12 protein-coding genes and 1 pseudogene are annotated in these 20,232 nt (G+C 70.0%); 6 read left to right on the top strand and 7 right to left on the bottom strand.

The features are described 5' to 3' along the window. Window positions 1-132 precede the first annotated feature (132 nt). The 3 genes and pseudogenes from ACIBB8_RS26265 to ACIBB8_RS26255 form a co-directional block, all read right to left on the bottom strand. Window positions 133-3,675: a CDP-glycerol glycerophosphotransferase family protein gene (locus ACIBB8_RS26265; RefSeq protein ID WP_398956086.1), complete on the bottom strand. Its 3,543-nt coding sequence runs from the start codon at window positions 3,673-3,675 to the stop codon at window positions 133-135. A 95-nt stretch (window positions 3,676-3,770) separates the two neighbouring features. Beyond that, window positions 3,771-4,153: pseudogene (locus ACIBB8_RS26260) on the bottom strand (CDP-glycerol glycerophosphotransferase family protein); the annotation flags it as partial. A gap of 180 nt (window positions 4,154-4,333) precedes the next feature. After that, the gene (locus ACIBB8_RS26255) at window positions 4,334-4,942 is read right to left on the bottom strand and encodes a TetR/AcrR family transcriptional regulator (protein ID WP_398956084.1); all 609 of its coding nucleotides are present in this window, start codon (window positions 4,940-4,942) and stop codon (window positions 4,334-4,336) included. A 184-nt stretch (window positions 4,943-5,126) separates the two neighbouring features. Between ACIBB8_RS26255 and ACIBB8_RS26250 the strand changes: the two genes are divergently transcribed. Together ACIBB8_RS26250 and ACIBB8_RS26245 are read left to right on the top strand one after the other, a co-directional pair. Beyond that, the gene (locus tag ACIBB8_RS26250; protein WP_398956083.1) at window positions 5,127-6,041 is read left to right on the top strand and encodes an ABC transporter permease; all 915 of its coding nucleotides are present in this window, start codon (window positions 5,127-5,129) and stop codon (window positions 6,039-6,041) included. Between the two features lie 4 nt (window positions 6,042-6,045). After that, the gene (locus tag ACIBB8_RS26245; protein ID WP_398956149.1) at window positions 6,046-6,825 is read left to right on the top strand and encodes an ABC transporter ATP-binding protein; all 780 of its coding nucleotides are present in this window, start codon (window positions 6,046-6,048) and stop codon (window positions 6,823-6,825) included. A gap of 237 nt (window positions 6,826-7,062) precedes the next feature. Here the strand turns inward: ACIBB8_RS26245 and ACIBB8_RS26240 are convergent, their stop codons facing one another. Then, entirely contained in the window at window positions 7,063-12,078 is a 5,016-nt protein-coding gene (locus ACIBB8_RS26240; RefSeq protein WP_398956081.1) for an NAD-glutamate dehydrogenase, read from the bottom strand. 381 nt (window positions 12,079-12,459) lie between these two features. On the opposite strand from ACIBB8_RS26240, the gene ACIBB8_RS26235 reads away from it, so the two are divergent. Then, the gene (locus tag ACIBB8_RS26235; RefSeq protein WP_366138180.1) at window positions 12,460-13,026 is read left to right on the top strand and encodes a DJ-1/PfpI family protein; all 567 of its coding nucleotides are present in this window, start codon (window positions 12,460-12,462) and stop codon (window positions 13,024-13,026) included. 85 nt (window positions 13,027-13,111) lie between these two features. Here ACIBB8_RS26235 and ACIBB8_RS26230 read toward each other — a convergent pair whose 3' ends face one another. Further along, a complete protein-coding gene (locus tag ACIBB8_RS26230) occupies window positions 13,112-13,783 on the bottom strand; it encodes an HAD family hydrolase (RefSeq protein ID WP_398956079.1) in 672 nt (223 codons plus the stop codon). Between the two features lie 33 nt (window positions 13,784-13,816). Beyond that, on the bottom strand, window positions 13,817-14,323 hold the full coding sequence (locus ACIBB8_RS26225) for a DUF6912 family protein (RefSeq protein WP_358859343.1): 507 nt from the start codon (window positions 14,321-14,323) through the stop codon (window positions 13,817-13,819). Between the two features lie 290 nt (window positions 14,324-14,613). Between ACIBB8_RS26225 and ACIBB8_RS26220 the strand changes: the two genes are divergently transcribed. Continuing rightward, a complete protein-coding gene (locus ACIBB8_RS26220; protein ID WP_266985013.1) occupies window positions 14,614-15,030 on the top strand; it encodes an Rv3235 family protein in 417 nt (138 codons plus the stop codon). 284 nt (window positions 15,031-15,314) lie between these two features. Here ACIBB8_RS26220 and secA read toward each other — a convergent pair whose 3' ends face one another. Continuing rightward, window positions 15,315-18,140, bottom strand: coding sequence for a preprotein translocase subunit SecA (gene secA / locus ACIBB8_RS26215; RefSeq protein ID WP_398956076.1), 2,826 nt, complete (start codon window positions 18,138-18,140; stop codon window positions 15,315-15,317). 241 nt (window positions 18,141-18,381) lie between these two features. Here secA and ACIBB8_RS26210 point away from each other — a divergent pair, with 241 nt between their 5' ends. Continuing rightward, on the top strand, window positions 18,382-19,005 hold the full coding sequence (locus tag ACIBB8_RS26210) for a GNAT family N-acetyltransferase (RefSeq protein WP_398956074.1): 624 nt from the start codon (window positions 18,382-18,384) through the stop codon (window positions 19,003-19,005). Window positions 19,006-19,039: 34 nt separating this feature from the next. Continuing rightward, window positions 19,040-20,215 (top strand): winged helix-turn-helix domain-containing protein, encoded by a 1,176-nt coding sequence (locus ACIBB8_RS26205; protein WP_398956072.1) that lies wholly within the window; start codon window positions 19,040-19,042, stop codon window positions 20,213-20,215. Window positions 20,216-20,232: the final 17 nt, after the last annotated feature.

Genomic DNA, 20,232 nt, shown 5'->3' with positions numbered 1-20,232 from the left:
ACCGGATAGCGCGAATCACTCGAACGGCCCATGCAGCCTGCATTCCCGCGAGCCCGTTCGCGTTCACCGCCGAGCCCGATGCCGGTCCGCCCGGTGTACGGGGGCCGGCACCCGGGAACACCGCCGCGCCGCCTACAGCATCCGGTCGACCACCCGCTGCGCCGCGTGCCCGTCGTCGAGATCGCAGAAGTCCCGCCGAAACGCCTCATACGCCTGCGCGTGTCCCTTGGTGGCCCGGACCGGATCACGCAGCGCCTCGACGAGGTCGGCGGAGTCGGGGATCAGGGGACCGGGGGCGCGGTTCTCGAAGTCGAAACAGAAGCCGCGCAGGGTGTCGCGGTAGTGGGCCAGGTCGTACGTGTGGAACAGCATCGGGCGTCCGGTCTGAGCGAAGTCGAACATCAGCGAGGAGTAGTCGGTGACCAGCGCGTCGCTGATCAGCATCAGCTCGCCGACGTCCCCGTAGCGCGAGACGTCCCGCACGAAGCCGCTTCCGGTGTCCGGGAGCCGGTCGGTGACCAGATAGTGGCGGCGCACCAACAGCACGCTGTCGGAGCCGAGTTCCCGTTCGGCGGCCGCCAGATCGAGCTGAAGGTCCAGGGCATACCTGCCGCCGCCCTGCGGCCGGTCCTCGCGCCAGGTCGGCGCGTACAGCACGACCCGCCTGCCCGGGGGGATCCCCAGCCGCTCCCGCACCGAGGCGGCCACCTTGGTGCGGTCCGAGGCGTGGAAGAGGTCGTTCCGGGGGTAGCCGCACTCCAGCACGTCCCCCCGGTAGCCGAAGGAGCGCCGCAGGACAGGGGTGGAGAAGCTGTTCGGGGAGACGAGGACGCTCCACTGACGGGCCCGCTGTTCAATGGTGCCGATGTAGGCGGCGTTGGCCTGGGCGGTGCCCGCGAGGTCGAGGCCGATGCGCTTGAGGGGGGTGCCGTGCCAGGTCTGCACGACGGTCTGGCCGTCGCGCCGTTCGAACCAGTCGGGCAGCTGGGTGTTGGTGACGATGTGGCGGCTGCGGGCCAGCGCCTCGTGCCAGGCGGCGGAGCCGTGGACGACGGCGGTGGCGCCCGCCGGGATGCGGGCCTGCTGATCACGGACGACCCACAGCTGCTCGAATTCGGTCGTGCGGTCGGCCAGTTCCTCGTGGATCGCCCGCGGTGAGTCGGAGTACTGGCGGCCGTCGAAGCTGCTGTAGAGCACGGCCTCGCGCAGGGGTGCCGCCCTGCGCTGCCGTCCGTACGCCTCGCGCAGCAGCCGCTTGCCGCGGACGCCGCGTTCTGCGGCGGTGAGCACCGACGCGCAGTTGATGAGCAGCTGGTCGTGGTAGCGCCGCTCGATGACGTACCGACGCCCCGCAAGGGATCGCGTGGCGGGGAGGGTGCGGTGGGCGGCGGCCGGGATGCGCAGCGGCAGGTCGGGCACGTCGTCGGTGGCGCCCTTCTCGCGCAGGAGGAGGTACCAGTGGCCCTCGCCCAGCGGCAGTGCCCCGCCGGGTGCCTCGACGGCGTCCGGCCGCAGCTCGGCCAGGAACCGGCGCGCCTCGACGGGTCCGGAGAGGGCCACCGGGAACACGGCCTCCTCCCGGTGTCCGCTGTGCCGGGCGACCAGCTCGACGGGGCGGTCCGGGTCGTCGGGGAAGGTGCCCTCCAGGAGCAGCAGGCCGTCCTCGGTCCAGCTCGCCAGCTCGCAGACGGGCTGTACGGGCCGGTCGCTGATCAGCAGATTGCCGCGGGAGCCGGCGGTGAGAGCGAGCTCCCGCCTGCCGCCGTCCGCGCCGCGCGCGACCGGGTAGCGGCCGGGCATGACGGGTCCCGGCACATCGATCGGTGTCCGGCGGCCGTCCGGTCCGACGAGGTGGAGGCTGTAAGAGACGGTGCCCGCGCCCGTCGGCGGCCGGGCGTCGGTCAACGCGCCGAGCGGGATCTCGGCGGTGAAGCGCCGCCAGCCCGCCGCCGACGGCACAGCGCCCTCGTGGACCGCCGCCGGGCAGTCGAAGGAGGTGCCGGAGGGCCGGTGGGTGAGGCCGATCCGCAACGGGCCCGTGCCGAGGCGGTCGCGGATCATGCCGTCGATCACCACGGTGCGTGTCCCGTCGCCCGCGTCACCCTCCCGGTGCGTCTCGAACCGGGCGTCGATCCGCTCGGCGTGCAGCACCAGCTTGCCGCCCTCGAAGGCGGGCACGATCCGGTGGTCGCCGTCCGGCCGGTGCACGGGCGGTGGCGCCGCCGCCTCGCCGGTGGAGACGTCGGAGCGGCGCAGCATCCCGTGCCCGGCGATGCCGATTTCGAGCCGCCAGGTGAGCCGTTCGACAGGGCCGCCGGGATCGATCCGGAGCCTGGCCGGGTCGACGACCGTCTCGAAGCCGGACCGGTCGTAGTCGTGCAGGCTCTGCCGGGAGCGTGCGGTGGCCTCCGGCTCGTCGACGGTACGCAGCCGCAACGGCACCAGATGCCGTCGGCCGGCCCGCAGCCAGCCGGCCCGGAACTCGCTGCGCCGCGAGGCGGCGGGCAGGTTGCGGATGTAGGCGTACCCCTTGAGGTGCAGCTTTCCGCCCTTCCAGTGCGCCTCGCGCAGCCGGGCGGTGAGCGGCAGGTCCCGGTCGCCGACGCGCAGCACCGACCGTGGCACGGGCCGCGTCAGTCCCGGGTACGAGGCGCTGCGGCGCCGCACGCCCCGTACGGCGAACGCGCCGGGTTCGGCCTTGTCGTGGGCGAGCAGCGCCAGCAGTTCGTCGGTGCGCCGTTCGCGTACGAGGTACCACATCAGGCGCAGGCGCAGCGGCAGCCCGTCGAGGACGGTGGGGTCGACCTGGTCGGTGAACTCGTTGGCGTACGTGAGGAAGGCGCGGCGGTACTCGTCGTCGCCGTCGGGCAGCGCCTCCATGAAGTACCAGAGGTCGTTGGCGAGGACATGCGCCTCGTAGTGCCGCTTGTCGGTGGCGCTGCGGTGCTCGTCGAGGAAGGTGGCGACGCCCAGTACGTGGGAGGCTCGGTCCTGGATGCCGCGGACGACGGCGCGGCGGGTGGTGATCGAGCCCGCCCGGTCGCGCCAGTGGTAGACGGGGTCCTTGACGACGTCGACGGTGCGGGCCAGGAAGTGGGCGGGGAGGACGACGGGGATGTCCTCGTAGAGCGCGCCGACCGGGAAGGCGAAGGCGTGCTCGTTCCAGAAGGACCGGCGGAAGACCTTGTTGCAGGCGATCCGGTCGGCGGCCAGGTCCCAGTCGCGGGAGATGTGGGTGCGCAGCCGGGTGCTCGCCATGGGTTTGCGGAAGTTGGGCGACTGCTGGAGCTTGCCGGAGGCGCGCAGCCGGAGCACATTGCCGGACGCGAGGTCGGAGCCGGTCTCGTCGAGTGTGCTGACGAGGAGTTCGTACGCGCGGGGCGGGAGAGTGTCATCGCTGTCCACGAAGGCGAGGTAGCTGCTGCCCGGGTCGCAGTTGCGGACACCGGTGTTGCGGGCGTGCCCGAGTCCGCCGTTCTTCTGGCTCACCAGCCGGAAGCGGCTGTCCTGCGCGGCGAATGCGGTGGCCAGAGCGGCACTGTCGTCGGTGGACCCGTCGTCGACCATCACCACCTCCAGATCGGCCATGGTCTGCTCCGCGAGGGACTTCAGGCAGTCCGTCAGATAGAGCTCGACGTTGTGGACGGGGACGACGACACTGAGCCGTGGTGGCATGTTGAGCACGTCCGTTCATCGGGGGCCTGGTTGTCCGTATGGCTCAACCCCGTGAACGCCCGGGGGTCACCGGTTACGGCCTCGAACGTGTGACATTAGGCGCCGTCCAGGAACAGTCGTCGCACCACGCGTTCGGCGGCGCGCCCGTGGTCGCACGGACAGAACCGCTCCCGGAACGCGGCCCGGAGCGCGGTGGTCTCTGCCGACCGCCACTCCCCGACCTGAACACCTCGCGCAGCTCGTCCTCGGCGGTGACGACGGCGCCCGGGGTGTGGGCGTAGCTGACGATCGGGCAGTTCAGGCAGGTGAAGTTGAACATCAGGGACGAGTAATCGGTGATCAACACGTCCGAGGCGAGGCAGAGTTCCTCGACGGACGGGTGCCCGCTCACATCGATCACACGGGCGCCGTGCAGCTGCGCGGAGCGGCCGTAGAAGTAGTGGGCGCACACCAGCACCACTTGATCCGGACCGAGTTCGCACCGCCTACCGCACTGTTGTACCCATCGACCCACCGCGACTACCGCAAGGGCTTCGCCCCCCGCCTCGACCTGGAACGTCTCGCCCCTGCGAGATCTTCCGCAGGGACTTCTGCGACCTGGACGACGGCGGGGCGGCGGCCAGGGTCGTGGACCGGCTGCTGGCGGCGGAGGGGGCGGTCAGTTCTTCTTGAGGGCGGCGACCGCCGAGGCGGCGAGATCGTCCAGGTACCCCTTGGGCAGCTCGCCGCGGACGACCGCGAGCCGCCAGTAGAGCGGTCCGACGATCAGGTCCAGCGCGCGGTCCGGGTCGCTTCCCTCGGGCAGCTCGCCGCGGGCGACGGCGTCCCGGACGACCACGGCGGCGATGCCCTGCTGCGGGTCCAGCAGGGCCGCTTTGATCGTGTCCGAGATCTCCGGGTTGCGTGCCGCCTCGACCAGCAGATCCGGGATGACCTGCGAGGCGACGGGGTGACGCAGGGCGTAGGAGGCCAGTTGCAGGACGGCGCGGACGTCCCCGTACAGCGAACCGGTGGCCGGAGCCGGCATGCCCTGGACCGCGACGGCGGAGACCAGGTCGAGAACCAGCGCCAGCTTGGACTTCCAGCGGCGGTAGACGGCGGTCTTGCCGACGCCCGCGCGCCGGGCGATGCCCTCGATCGACATCCGGGCGAAGCCGACCGCCGCCAGTTCCTCGAAGACGGCGCTGCGAATGGCATCGGTGACGTCCTCGCGCAGCACAGCGGCTCCGGCGGGGACGCGACGGCGGGTTCCCGGGTCGGTGGTCATGGCCAGAATGATAGTCCGTAACGACGAAACGGTTGCGTTGCGACGTTCACGCACCCTACTCTCGACGTAGCGACGATACGGTTCCGTTCCGGCGATCGCGCTTGTTCCTGCCCTCCCGTCGAAAGCGACCGTGGTGAGCCAGACAACAGCCTCAGCGGCCCCGCCGGCCGCATTTGCCCAGGCGGTGACCGATGCGGTCCCCGCCCACGCGCTCCACCCGGTGTACGACCCGGGCGAGCTCGCGGCGCTCGCGGCCCGGCACGGGCTGACCGTGAGCGGCGCCCGGCCGACCCTGGGCGCCTACATCCGGCAGCTGTGGGGGCGCAGGCACTTCATCACGGCATTCGCCACCGCCAAGCTCACCGCCCAGTACAGCCAGGCGAAGCTCGGCCAGATCTGGCAGATCATGACCCCGCTGCTCAACGCGACGGTCTACTACTTCATCTTCGGCGTCCTGATGAACACGAAGAGCAACGTCGAGGACTTCGTGCCGTTCCTCGTCACGGGCGTCTTCATCTGGACCTTCACCAGCAACTCGATCACTGCGGGCACCCGCGCGATCAGCGGCAACCTCGGCCTCGTACGGGCCCTGCACTTCCCGCGCGCCTCGCTGCCGATCGCCCTGGCCCTGCAGCAGCTCCAGCAGCTGCTGTTCTCGCTGGGCGCGCTGGTGCTGATCCTCATCGGGGTCGGGCAGTTCCCGCGGCCGTCCTGGCTGCTGGCCATTCCGGCACTCTTCCTGCAGGCCGTGTTCAACACCGGCGTCTCGATGGTGGTGGCGCGGCTGGCCGCCCGGACCCCGGACATCGCCCAGTTGATGCCGTTCATCCTGCGCACCTGGATGTACGCCTCCGGCGTCATGTGGAGCATGGACGCGCTGCTCAAGGGAGACCGGGTCCCGCACTTCGTGAAGCTCGCGCTGGAGTGCAATCCGGCCGCCGTCTTCATCGACCTGATGCGGTTCGCCCTGATCGACAGTTTCAGCGGGTCCCAGCTGCCCCCGCATGCATGGGCCGTCGCCGCGGGCTGGGCGCTCGTGTGCGGGGTCGGCGGCTTCGTGTACTTCTGGAAGGCCGAGGAGCTGTACGGACGTGGCTGAGAACATGACTGGCACCGCCGAGCGGGTCCCGACCGTCGTCGTCGACGACGTCCACATCACGTACAAGGTCAATGGCGCCCGTACCGGAAGGGGCAGCGCCACCTCCGCCCTCAGCCGGATCGCCTCGCGGCGACAGGTCCCCGGAGTGCGTGAGGTGCACGCCGTGAAGGGCGTCAGCTTCGCCGCGTACAAGGGCGAGGCGATCGGCCTGATCGGCTCCAACGGCTCCGGGAAGTCGACGCTGCTGAAGGCGATCGCGGGACTGCTGCCGCCGTCGAAGGGCCGGGTTCACACCCAGGGCCAGCCGTCGCTGCTCGGGGTCAACGCGGCCCTGATGAGCGATCTGACCGGCGAACGGAACGTCATCCTCGGCGGACTCGCGATGGGCATGACCCGCGAGGAGATCCGCGAGCGCTACGAGCAGATCGTCAACTTCTCCGGCATCAACGAGAAGGGCGATTTCATCACCCTCCCGATGCGGACGTATTCCTCGGGCATGGGTGCCCGGCTGCGCTTCTCCATCGCCGCCGCCAAGAGCCATGACGTCCTGCTGATCGACGAGGCGCTGTCCACGGGCGACGCCAAGTTCCAGCGGCGCAGCAAGGAGCGCATCATCGAGCTGCGCAAGGAGGCGGGGACGGTCTTCCTGGTCAGCCACAGCAACAAGTCGATCACCGAGACCTGCGACCGTGCGATCTGGCTGGAGGCGGGGATGCTGCGGATGGACGGTCCGGCGAAGGACGTCGTCGCCGCGTACGAGAAGTTCACCACCGCCAAGAAGTAACGGCCTCCCCCGCGACAGGGAGTGGGCTCCCGGCGCCCGGCGACTGCGCCGGCGGCATTGTCGTCGGTCACCGACGCTCCGCGTCGACTCCGTCCTCCGTCTTGCCACCGAAGCCACTTGACGCCGCTCACTGATCCACTCCCTGTCGCGGGGGAGGCCGTAGGCGGACCCGAACCGAAGGGGGGCGCCCCGGGCCGAAAGCCCGGGGCGCCCCCCTTCCGTACAAGCGCCGCCCGATCAGCCGTGCGTACGCAGCAGCGTCCGCATCGTCCGCATGGCCACCGACAGGTTCGCCAGGTCGAACGCGTCCGACCCCTGGATCTCATCCAGTGTGGAGCGCGAACGCGTCAGGATCGCTGCGTTCTTCTCCTCCCACGCCTCGAACCGCTCCGGCGGCGTCGACGTCCCGTTGACCACGCTCAGCACGTCCGCGGTGAGCGCGGCATGCGCGGCGTACAGGTCCTCACGGATGGAGGCACGGGCCATGGACTGCCAGCGGTCGCTCCGCGGCAGCTCGATGATCCGGTCCATCAGCTGGGTGATGCCCAGCCGGTCCGCGAGGTCGTAGTAGACCTCGGCGACGGCGAGCGGGTCCTTGCCGACGCGCTCCGCGATCGCCACGATGTCGAGCGCCGGGAAGGCGGAGGAGAACCCGGCGACGCGCTGCGCCAGCTCGTCCGGGACGCCCGCCTCGGTGAGCTCGTCCAGGATCGACTGGTACCACTCCTCGTCGGCGCCCTTCAGCATCTTGGGCAGCTCGGCCCAGACCTGGTCGACGCCGTCCTTGAAGAAGCCGATCGTCCCGGCGATCTCCAGCGGCTGCGGCCGGTTGCCGAGCAGCCAGCGCGAGCCGCGCTCGACGAGCCGGCGCGAGTGCAGCCTGATCCGGGTCTGCACATCGGCGGCGACCTTGTTGTCGAGCGCCTCGACGGCGTCCCACACCTGGCCCAGCCCGAAGATCTCGCGTGCTGCGGCCTGCGCCCGCACGATCTCCTCGATAGATGCGCCGGTCTCTTCCCGCAGCCGATGCAGGAAGGTCGAACCACCGGTGTTCACCGTGTCGTTGACCAGAACCGTGGTGATGATCTCGCGACGCAGCGCGTGTCCGTCGACCGCCTCGGGGAACTGCGCGCGCAGCTGATCCGGGAAGTAGGCGTACAGCAGCTTCTGCAGGTACGGGTCGTCCGGCAGGCTGGTCCGGATCAGCTCGTCGGATGCGGTGATCTTCGTGTAGGCCAGCAGTACGGCGAGCTCGGGCTGGGTGAGCCCCTTGCCGCTGTTCAGCAGCTCCCGGATCTGCCGGTCGGTGGGCAGGAACTCCAGCGCACGGTCCAGGTGCCCGTCGCGGCCCAGGCGGCGCATGAAGCGCTGCTGGGCGTGGAGCAGGGAGGCGGACTGGGTGACGGAGTTGGCGAGCGCGGTGTTCTGCGCGTAGTTGTTGCGCAGCACCAGACGGCCGATCTCGTCGGTCATGTCCGCAAGCAGCTTGTTGCGCTGCTTGACGGTCATGTCGCCGTCCCGGACCAGCCCGTTGAGCAGGATCTTGATGTTCACCTCGTGGTCGGAGGTGTCCACACCGGCGCTGTTGTCGATCGCGTCGGTGTTGATCCGGCCGCCGCCCCGGGCGAACTCGATCCGGCCGAGCTGCGTCGCGCCGAGGTTGCCGCCCTCGCCGACGACCTTGGCCCGCAGGTCCTCACCGTTGACGCGAATCGCGTCGTTGGCCTTGTCGCCGACGTCCGCGTTCGACTCGGCCGACGACTTGATGTACGTACCGATGCCGCCGTTCCACACCAGGTCGACGGGCGCCTTGAGGATGGTCTGCATCAGGTCGGCGGGCGTCATCTTGGTGACCCCCGACTCGATGCCGAGCGCCTCGCGGACGTGCGCGTTGACCGGGATCGACTTCGCGGTACGGGGGTGGATGCCACCGCCCGCGGAGAGCAGGTCCTTGCTGTAGTCGGCCCAGGAGCTGCGCGGCAGCTCGAAGAGGCGGCGCCGCTCGGCGTACGAGGTGGCGGCGTCCGGGGTCGGGTCGAGGAAGATGTGCCGGTGGTCGAACGCGGCGACGAGCCGGATGTGCTCGGAGAGCAGCATGCCGTTGCCGAACACGTCACCGGACATGTCACCGACGCCGACGACCGTGAAGTCCTCGGTCTGGGTGTCGTGGCCGAGCTCGCGGAAGTGCCGCTTCACGGACTCCCAGGCGCCGCGGGCGGTGATGCCCATGCCCTTGTGGTCGTAACCGGCGGAACCACCGGAGGCGAACGCGTCGCCGAGCCAGAAGCCGTACCCGACGGCGACCTCGTTGGCGATGTCGGAGAAGCTCGCCGTGCCCTTGTCGGCGGCGACGACGAGGTACGTGTCGTCCTCGTCGTGGCGCACGACGTCGACGGGCGGGACGACCTCGCCGGCCACCAGGTTGTCGGTGATGTCGAGCAGCGCCGAGATGAATGTCCGGTACGAGGCGATGCCCTCGGCCATCCAGGCGTCACGGTCGACGGCCGGGTCCGGCAACTGCTTGGCGACGAAGCCGCCCTTGGCGCCGACCGGCACGATGACGGTGTTCTTCACCATCTGCGCCTTGACCAGGCCGAGGATCTCCGTACGGAAGTCCTCCCGCCGGTCCGACCAGCGCAGACCACCGCGGGCGACCTTGCCGAAGCGCAGGTGGACACCCTCGACGCGCGGCGAGTACACCCAGATCTCGAACGCCGGGCGGGGCGCCGGAAGGTCCGGGATGGCCTGTGGGTCGAACTTCATCGAGACGTACGCGTGCGGCTTGCCGCCGTCCGCCGTCTGGAAGAAGTTCGTGCGCAGGGTCGCCTTGATGACGGTGAGGAAGGACCGCAGGATCCGGTCCTCGTCGAGCGAGGCAACCTGGTCGAGCGCCCCGTCGAGCTCTTCGAGGAGACCGTCGGTCAGCTCCGTGCCGGCGCTCTGCCGGCCGGGCGACATCCGGGCCTCGAAGAGGGAGATCAGCAGCCGGGTGGTGTGGACGTTGTTACGGAGGGTGTCCTCCATGTAGTCCTGGCTGAAGGTCGAACCGGCCTGCCGCAGGTACTTCGCGTAGGCGCGCAGCACCATCGCCTGCCGCCAGTTCAGGCCAGCGCCGAGCACCAGGGAGTTGAAGCCGTCGTTCTCGGCCTGCCCGGTCCACACCGCGGCGAACGCGTCCTGGAATCGGTCGCGGGCGTCGTCGGCGAGGTAGGTGCCGCTGCCGTTGACCTGCGGCATCCGCAGCCCGAAGTCGTAGATCCAGGCGTGCGTACGGTCTGCGCAGCGCAGCTCGTACGGACGCTCGTCGACGACCTCGACCCCGAGCCGCTGGAGCGCGGGGAGAACGGCGGAGAGGGAAACCTGCTCACCCGTCCGGTAGATCTTGAAGCGGCGCTCACCGGGGCCGGCGCCGACCGGCTCGTACAGGCTGAGCGCGAAGTCCTTCTCGTCCTTCTTCAGCGCTTCGAGGTGGACCAGGTCGGCGACGGCGGCACGCGGCGTGTGGTCGGCCTTGTAGCCCTCGGGGAACGAGTGACCGTAGTGGCGCAGCAGCTCGGCGGCGCGCTCCTCACCGCACTCGGCGGTCAGCGCCTCCTGGAAGCCGTCGGCCCAGGAACGGGCGGCCTCGACGAGACGCGCCTCGATGCGGTCGACCTCGGCGCCGGTCAGGTCGGGCAGCTCGGTGCCGGGCGCGACACGCACGACGAAGTGCAGCCGGGAAAGGATCGACTCGGTGTTCCAGGCGGTGAAGTCGACGCTGGTGCCGGCGAGTTCCTCCTTCAGGATGTCGATCAGCCGCAGCCGCACACCGGTGGTGTAGCGGTCGCGCGGCAGGTAGACGATCGCGGAGTAGTAGCGCCCGTACTCGTCCTGGCGGAGGTAGAGGCGCAGCCGGCGCCGCTCCTGGAGGTACAGCACGGACGTCACGATGGAGCGCAGCTGGTCGACGGAGGTCTGGAAGAGCTCGTCGCGCGGGTACGTCTCCAGGATCTGCAGCAGATCGCGTCCGTCGTGGCTGTTGGGCGAGAAGCCCGCACCCTCCAGCACCTCGGCGACCTTGCGGCGGATGACGGGCACCCGGCGCACGGACTCGGTGTAGGCGGCGGACGAGAACAGTCCGAGGAAGCGGCGCTCACCGATGACATTGCCGTCGGTGTCGAACTTCTTCACGCCGACGTAGTCGAGGTAGCTGGGGCGGTGCACGGTCGACCGGCTGTTCGCCTTGGTGAGGATCAGCAGCTTGTGCTCGCGGGCCTTGGCGCGGGCGTCGGCGGGCAGCCGCTCGAAGGACGGGCTGACCGGGTGCGCCTCGTCCTCGCTGTGGTGCGGGTCGGAGCGCAGGATGCCGAGGCCGGTGCCCGGGACGGCGGCCAGTGCGTCGCTGTCCTTCAGCTCGTACTCGCGGTAGCCGAGGAAGGTGAAGTGGTCGGCGGAGAGCCAGCGCAGCAGCTCCCGGGCCTCGTTCACCTCTTCGTCGGCGAGCTCGTCGAGCGGCTCGCCGGGCAGGTCGTCGGCGATGCGCAGCGCGGCGTCGCGCATCTTGTCCCAGTCCTCGACGGTCTCCCGTACGTCGGACAGCACGCGGAGCAGGTCCAGGGAGATCTGCTTCAGGTCGGAGCGGTCGGTCTCGCGGTCGATCTCGACGTGGATCCAGGACTCGACGAGCGCGTCGTGCGGCAGCGCGTGCGTGGTCCCCTTCGCGCCGTTGGCGCCCTTGCGGCCCTGCTGACCGGCAGTGAGGCCGTTGCCCTCGGCGAGGACCTCGATGAGCTTGCCGGTGACATCGCGACGGACGACGACCTGCGGGTGGATCACGACATGGATGCCGCGCCCCTGCCGGGACAGCTCATTGGTGACGGAGTCGACCAGGAACGGCATGTCGTCGGTGACGACCTCGACGACGGAGTGGCTGCACGTCCAGCCGTTCTCCTCGACGGTCGGGGTGTGCACCCGGACGTTCGCGGTGCCCTGCGGGCGGTTCTCCGCGAGCCGGTAGTGAGAGGAGGCAGCACCGAAGACATCGACCGGGTCGCGGCCGACGAGGTCCTCCGGAGCGGTGTGCAGGTAGTAGCGCTGGAGGTACGAGAGCAGCACGTCCGGGCCCGGACGCTTGCCCTGCCCGGCCCCGGTGCCCTCAACGTGCACCCGGGGGGTACCGCCCGGGCCGCCGACACCACCGCCCGGACTGTTGTCAGCTACCCGTGCCGCCCGTGCGAGCAGCTCGGCCTTGGCTTCGTCCAGCTTGGTCTGCATGTCCTCTGGCTCCTGTCGCGCGCCGTTGCGTGACGTAGGTGAAAAAAGCGACGTACCGCCACGACACGGGGTTTCCGGCCTGAGACGACGCTATGCCGCTACGAGAGATACCCGGGACCATAGCGGCCATTTTCGGCAGCGGGTCCGGGACGAGGGGATCAGTGATCGCCCGGGCACGGTGGCACTCCGGGCGCAGGCCGGGGGCTTCGCTGCCCCCGAGGCGTATCGCGCTGATCACGGGTCCAGGCTATCTCGCCCGTACCCGGAACCGTCATGAGCCGTATGTGTACAAAAGAAGGTCCCGAACTTTGACACTCTGGACAGCGCGCAACGGGCAGATGCACGCTTGACGCAGACGTCCGCGCGAGGGGAGCCCGCACCATGGCACCGAAGGTCCTGATCGTCACCGGCGACGCCGCCGAGTCCCTGGAAGTCCTGTACCCGTACCAGCGGCTGCGCGAGGAGGGGTACGACGTCCATATCGCGGCCCCCGCCCGCAAGACGCTCCGCTTCGTCGTCCACGACTTCGAGCCCGGCTTCGACACGTACACCGAGAAGCCCGGCTACACCTGGCCGGCCGACCTGGCGTTCTCCGAGGTCGACGCCGGAGACTACGCCGCCCTGGTCATCCCGGGCGGACGCGCCCCCGAGTACCTGCGCAACGACGCCGAGCTCCGCAAGATCCTCAAGGCCTTCTTCGACTCGGACAGGCCGGTCGCCCAGATCTGTCACGGCCCTCTGCTGACGGCGGCGATCGGCGAACTGGGCGGCCGCCGCGTCACGGCCTACCCCGCACTGGAACTCGACATGCAGGCGGCGGGTGCCACCTTCGAGGACCACGAAGCGGTGGTGGACGGCACCCTGATCTCGTCCCGCGCCTGGCCGGACCACTCGGCGTGGATGCGCGAGTTCCTGAAGGTCCTGCGCACGAAGGCCCCGGCGAACTGAAGCCCCGGCGGGCTGAGGCCTCGCCGAGCCGGAACGTCGCCGAAGAACCCCACTCAGCCTCCCGCCGGACCCCTCCGGGCGCCCCTCAGCCGGTCATCTGCTCGGCAATCTCCACAGCCTCGGCCAGACTGTCCACCACCGGCACGCCGGCCGCCTCCAGGCTGGCCCGGCTGTGCGACCCCCCGGTATAGAGCACCGCCCCCGCACCGATATGCGCCGCGGCCAGCGCGTCGTCCACCGCGTCGCCGATGACCACCGTGCGCTCGGGCGATATCCCGTCCAGAGCGGCAAGGTGCCGCTCCATGTGCTGCGCCTTGCTGCCGCCGGACGGCCCGGTGCGGCCGTCGACCCGCGTGAAGTGCCGCTCGATCCCGTACCCCCGGACCACCGGCACCAGCTGCTCGTGGACATACATGCTCAGGAGCGACTGGCTGCGCCCGGCGAGCTGCCACTGCGCCAGCAGCTCCGCGGCCCCCGCGGTCAGCCCGCAGGCGACCCGCTGCTCGGTGTAGTACCGGTGGAAGATCCCGTCCATCCGCTCCCACTCGGCCTCGGTGGGCAGCCGGCCCATCAGCCGCTCGTAGAAGCGGGGGATCGGGATGCAGTACATCTCCCGGTACTGCTCCAGCGTGAGCGGTTCCAGGCCGACCTCGGCGAACGCGGCATTCGTCGCGCCGACGACTGCCTCGTTGTCGTCGAGCAGCGTGCCGTTCCAGTCCCAGACCAGATGCGTGCGGTGCTTCCCGTGTGTCCCCATGAAGAGAAAGTACCTGCCGGGTACGACAACGGGTCAGCCGATCAGGTTGGGAATCTCCTGCACCCCGAACCAGAGCAGTTCGTGGTCCTCGGCGCCGTCCACGGTGAACTGCGCGTCGTCGTCCCCGAGGTCCGCCGCGCCGAGCACCGCGGCGGCCGCCGCCACGTCCTTCTCCGCGTCGTCAGCGTCGACATGCACAGCGGCCGCCTTCTTCAGCGCCACCGCAGACGCGATCCGCACCTCACCGAGCGACGACGGATCGAGGCTGTGGTCGGGGTCGGCGACGGCTTCCCCGTCCGGTACGTCGACGGCGACGACCACGCGCCTGCGCACGGCACCCGGGTCCCCGGCGATCATCCGCAAGGAGGCGGACGCGGCCCGGTTGAGCGCCGCGTACTCCAGCTCCTCGATGTCGTCGGAGACGTACCACTCGCGGAGCGCGGGAGTGACTGCGTACGCGGTCAGCGGACCGGGGCCGACCTCGCCCGCCCGGTGCGCCGCTGCGAGACCGGAGAGGGTCAGGGGGACGTACACGCGCATGGCTGGCCGCTTTCGTAGTCGGAAGACGCTCTCAGGATACGTGCGACGTCCCCCATCGGGGTTACGGGTACGACCGCCGGCCCGTCCACCCCGCGCGCACAATTCACCCCTCACACCGCCCCCACGCACCTTGCGACACCGCGCCCGTCACCCGGATAGGTGAACCTCTGGGGCCGCACCCGGCGCCCCGACGGTGCTTGCGGCCGCGTACGCCACCGCCGTAGAAGATCCCCAGCAGAAGTTACTGCCCGGTAGACAACCGGGCCTCGGATCAACGGGGGCAATGAACGATGAGCGTGAACAGGACACGGCCCGCCGGACGTCACGACCAGCGCAGGCCCGAAGCCGTACCGGCGCAGCGTCGCCGGACAGCGCAGCGAATGCGCCCGCACCACTGGTTCGCGGAACGCCTCCTTGCGGTTCTCAGCGGCCAGCGACCGGTCCACTGGATGCTCGGCCACACGATCGGCGAGGCCTACGACCAACTGGCCGAACTCGCCCCGGCAACCCCGCTCAGGGCCCGCGGGGCCCGCCCGGTGGTACGCCGCTGCCACGGCGCCCAGCCCGCACCGGGAGTGGTGGAAGCGTGCGCGAGCATCGCGGCGGGCGAAGAGGTACGCGCCATGGCCTTCCGGCTGGAACAGGGCCCGGACCTGCGCTGGCGCTGCGCCGCGGTAGAGCTGGGCGGCACCAAGTCCGGCAGCTGAGGGGAGACCTCGGCACCCGCCACTCGCGGCACAGCGCGACCCCCACTGCGGTCCCCGAGCCCGTCCGGCGCTTCACGCCCCAGGACAGGCCCCGGCCCCCGCGGAGGGGCTTGCACCAGCGGGCCCTTCCGGCCCGTCCCGCCCATGAGGGCAGAACGGCCGCCGGGCGACCCCGGCGCCCCAGCCCGCCCCCGCACACGGCTGGGGCCGGACACCCCTCGGTGCCCGGCCCCAGCCGCCGTACAAGGCAAACTCACGCCCGCAGGACGCAGGCGCAGCCGCATCTACTTCTTGCGGCGCCGCCCCCCGCCACCGCTCTTCTGCGCCTTGCGCCGCTCCGCCCGGGTGAGCCCGTCCGACTCCGCCCCGGCCCCACCGTCACCGTTGGCGAAGTCGCCCTCGACGACACCGCCCTCCCCGTCCACCGTGGGGGCGGAGAAGTGCAGCCGGTCCGGCCGCTGCGGAGCGTCGAGCCCCTTGGCGCGGATCTCCGGGCGCGCCGCAGCCGGAACCGTGGCGTCCTCCTTGGCCAGCGAGGTCCGCTCGGCCGCATCCTGCACCGGAACCTCCTCGACCTGCTGTTCGACCTGGACCTCCAGGTTGAACAGGTAGCCGACGGACTCCTCCTTGATGCCCTCCATCATGGCGTTGAACATGTCGAAGCCCTCGCGCTGGTACTCGACCAGCGGGTCCTTCTGCGCCATGGCCCGGAGGCCGATGCCCTCCTGGAGGTAGTCCATCTCGTAGAGGTGCTCACGCCACTTGCGGTCCAGTACGGACAGCACGACGCGCCGCTCCAGCTCACGCATGATGTCCGAGCCGAGCTGCTTCTCGCGCTCGTCGTACTGCTCGTGGATGTCGTCCTTGATGGACTCCGCGATGAACTCGGCGGTGATGCCGGCCCGGTCCCCGGTCGCGTCCTCCAGCTCTTCGACGGTGACCTTCACCGGGTAGAGCTGCTTGAACGCGCCCCACAGCCGGTCGAGGTCCCACTCCTCGGCGAAGCCTTCGGCGGTCTCCTGCCGGATGTAGTCGTCGATGGTGTCGTCCATGAAGTGGCGGATCTGCTCCTGCAGGTCCTCGCCCTCCAGGACGCGACGACGCTCGCCGTAGATGACCTCGCGCTGCCGGTTGAGCACCTCGTCGTACTTCAGGACGTTCTTACGCGTCTCGAAGTTCTGCTGCTCGACCTGCGACTGCGCCGACGCGATCGCCCGCGTCACCATCTTGTTCTCGATCGGCACATCGTCCGGCACGTTCGCCATCGACATCACGCGCTCGACCATCTGCGCCTTGAACAGCCGCATCAGGTCGTCGCCGAGCGACAGGTAGAAGCGGGACTCGCCCGGGTCGCCCTGACGGCCGGAACGACCGCGCAGCTGGTTGTCGATACGCCGCGACTCGTGCCGCTCCGTACCGAGGACGTACAGCCCGCCGAGCCCCTTGACCTCTTCGAACTCCGCCCTGACGGCCTCCTCGGCCTTCTCCAGCGCGGCGGGCAGTGCGGCCGCCCACTCCTCGACGTGCTCGACGGGGTCGAGACCGCGCTGGCGCAGCTCCGCCTCGGCGAGGTCGTCGGGGTTGCCGCCGAGCTTGATGTCCGTACCGCGGCCGGCCATGTTCGTCGCCACCGTGACCGCGCCCTTGCGGCCGGCCTGGGCAACGATCGTCGCCTCACGGTCGTGCTGCTTGGCGTTGAGGACCTCGTGCTGCACACCGCGCTTGGAGAGCTGCTGCGAGAGGTACTCGGACTTCTCGACCGAGGTGGTGCCGACCAGGATCGGCTGGCCCTTCTCGTGCTTCTCGGCGATGTCGTCGACGACCGCGGCGAACTTCGCGACCTCGGTCCGGTAGATCAGGTCCGACTGGTCGGCGCGGACCATCGGCCGGTTCGTCGGGATCGGCACGACGCCGAGCTTGTAGATCTGGTGGAACTCGGCGGCCTCGGTCATCGCCGTACCGGTCATGCCGGACAGCTTGCTGTAGAGGCGGAAGAAGTTCTGCAGGGTGATCGTGGCAAGGGTCTGGTTCTCGTCCTTGATGTCCACCCCTTCCTTCGCCTCGATCGCCTGGTGCATGCCCTCGTTGTAGCGGCGGCCGGCGAGGATACGGCCGGTGTGCTCGTCGACGATCATGACTTCGCCGTCGATGACGACGTAGTCCTTGTCCTTCTTGAAGAGTTCCTTGGCCTTGATGGCGTTGTTGAGGTATCCGACGAGCGGGGTGTTCACCGACTCGTAGAGATTGTCGATGCCGAGCCAGTCCTCGACCTTCGCGACACCGGGCTCGTGGATCGCGACGGTCCGCTTCTTCTCGTCGACCTCGTAGTCGCCGGTCTCCTCGATGCCCTTGAGCGGATTGCCCGCCTCGCCCTTCTTGAGGCGCGTGACCAGCTTGGCGAAGTCGCCGTACCACTTGGTCGCCTGATCGGCCGGGCCGGAGATGATCAGCGGCGTACGGGCCTCGTCGACGAGGATCGAGTCGACCTCGTCGACCACCGCGAAGTTGTGGCCGCGCTGGACGAGCTCGTCCGCGGACCACGCCATGTTGTCGCGAAGGTAGTCGAAGCCGAACTCGTTGTTCGTGCCGTACGTGATGTCGCAGGCGTACTGCTCACGTCGCTGCGCCGGCGTCATGTTCGCGAGGATGCAGCCGACGGTCAGGCCCAGGAACTTGTGGACCCGGCCCATCATCTCGGAGTCGCGCTCGGCCAGATAGTCATTGACCGTGATCAGGTGCACGCCCTTGCCGGAGAGCGCGTTGAGATACGCGGGCAGGGTGCCGACGAGGGTCTTGCCCTCACCGGTCTTCATCTCGGCCACATAGCCGAGGTGCAGCGCCGCGCCACCCATCATCTGGACGTCGTAGTGGCGCTGTCCGAGTACTCGCTTGGCGGCCTCACGGACCGTCGCGAATGCCTCGGGGAGCAGGTCGTCCAGGCTCTCGCCGTCCGCGTACCGTTCCTTGTACTCGTCGGTGAGGGCCCGCAGCTCGGCGTCGGAGAGGTTGACGAAGTCCTCTTCGATGGAGCTGACCTGGTCCGCGATGCGGTGCAGTTTGCGCAGGATCTTGCCTTCGCCTGCACGCATGAGCTTGTTGAAGACGGACACTGAGGCTGGTCTCCTTGCCGGTCGGGCCTGGCACTGGGTCGTGTGATGGACGCTGGCACGGGCACGGCAGGTGAGCCCCACCGCAACGGCCATCGTAAGCGAGGACCCCGCCGCGCCGGGAGGGCTGCCGCCGCGTTGAGCCCGCTGTGCCCTCACGAGTCAACGGATGGAGGACTCGGAAGGTGCCGGGAAGCGCGAAAACTGGTCGCATCACCGTGGGCACCCTCACCAGAATCCGTACATGGAGCCGATCACTCTCACCACCGAACGTCTGCTGCTGCGCCCCTTTCGCCGGAGCGACGCGGACGAGGTGTACGCCGCCTGTCAGGACCCGGACATCCAGCGCTGGACGGTCGTCCCCTCCCCGTACAGCCGGGCCGACGCCGAACTCTTCACGGAGAACCTGTCCCCCGGCGGCTGGCAGGACGACTCCATGTACAACTTCGCGGTGGTGCGGCGCGACAGCGGGGTTCTGACCGGTGCACTCGGCATCGACCGGCGCACGCTGCCGGGCACGTACGAGGTGGGGTTCTGGACGGCGAGGGAGCACCGTGGTCTCGGCTATACGACGGAGGCGGTACGGGCTGCCGCTCACTGGACATTCACCGCGCTCGGCGGGGACCGGCTGGAGTGGCGGGCCGAGGTCGGCAATACGCCCTCGCGGGCCGTGGCGCAGCGGGCGGGCTTCCGCCTGGAGGGCGATCAGCGCTCGGGTCTGCTGAACAAGGGCGTGCGGCGGGACACCTGGGTCGGTGCACTGCTCCCGTCCGATCTGGGCCTGCCGGGCGTCCACCCGTATCTGCCGGCGAAGTCCCCCGCCGGCGTCCCCGCCTCCGGCCGCACGGACCGGTCCACCGCTCCGTGAACGAATGTCAGTGCGGCCCTCTAGGGTTCGGTCCATGACGCCTGTGCCGCCTCCCGCTGCCGAACTCTCCGCCGACCAGGCGCGCAGGATCGCCTTGCGCGCCCAGGGCCTCCTCGGGGCACCGGACCGCCGGGCGGGGGTGCCGGGCGTGCTGCGGCACCTCGGCGCCGTACAGCTCGACACGATCTCGGTGCTGGCCCGTTCGCACGAGCTGATTCCGTACGCGCGCCTCGGCGCCGTCGGCCGCCGCACGATCGAGGACGCGTACTGGTCGGGTGGCCGCACCTTCGAGTACTGGTCGCACGCGGCGTGCATCCTGCCGGTCGAGGAGTGGCCGCACTTCGCGTTCCGCCGCCGCTCCTACCGCGCGCGCCCGCAGTGGAACCAGGATCTGCCCGACGGGGCGTACGACACGGTGATCAAGCAGCTGCGCGCCGAGGGACCGCTGACGGCGACGGAGCTGGGCGGGGCGAAGAACGGCGGGGAGTGGTGGGACTGGTCGGCGTCGAAGGTCGCCGTCGAGCGGGCCCTGATGTACGGCGAAGTGGTGTGCACCGAGCGGCGCGGCTGGAAGCGGGTGTACGACCTCGCGGAGCGTGCGCTGCCCGATGCCGTGCTGCACGACGATCTGGACGACACGGAATGTCTGCGCCGGCTGGTCGCGCTCGCCGGGCAGTCCCTGGGAGTCGGCACCCGTACGGACATCGCCGACTACCACCGGCTGAAGGCCGAGCAGTTCGACGCGGTGGTGGCGGACTCCGGGCTGGTGCCGGTGACGGTGGAGGGCTGGGCGAAGCCCGCCTGGGCCGACCCGGCGGCACTGGCTGCGGAGCCGCGCGGGCGGCACCGTACGACGCTGCTGTCGCCGTTCGACTCACTGATCTGGGAGCGGGCGCGGACGGAGCGGATCTTCGGCTTCACCCACCGCCTGGAGGCGTACGTCCCCAGGCCCAGGCGGATTCATGGCTATTTCGCGATGCCGCTGCTGGCGGGCGGAAAGCTCCAGGGCCGGGTCGATCCGGCGCGCGAGGGCACGACTCTGGTCGCTCGGCAGGTGTCCCTGGCAGGCAGGCAGGCCGTGGCACCGATGGCCGTGGCGCTCGTGGAGGCGGCGGCCTGGGTCGGCTGCACGGCGGTCCGGGTGGAACGAGTGGACGCACCGGAGCTGCGCGAGGCGCTCAGCCAGGAAGTCGCCCGCGCCCTCGGCTGACCCGGCTGTAGCGGAGC

This window comes from Streptomyces sp. NPDC051286 (assembly GCF_044455345.1).
Taxonomy (GTDB): Bacteria; Actinomycetota; Actinomycetes; order Streptomycetales; family Streptomycetaceae; genus Streptomyces.
This window is presented reverse-complemented; position numbering and strand designations above follow the sequence as displayed.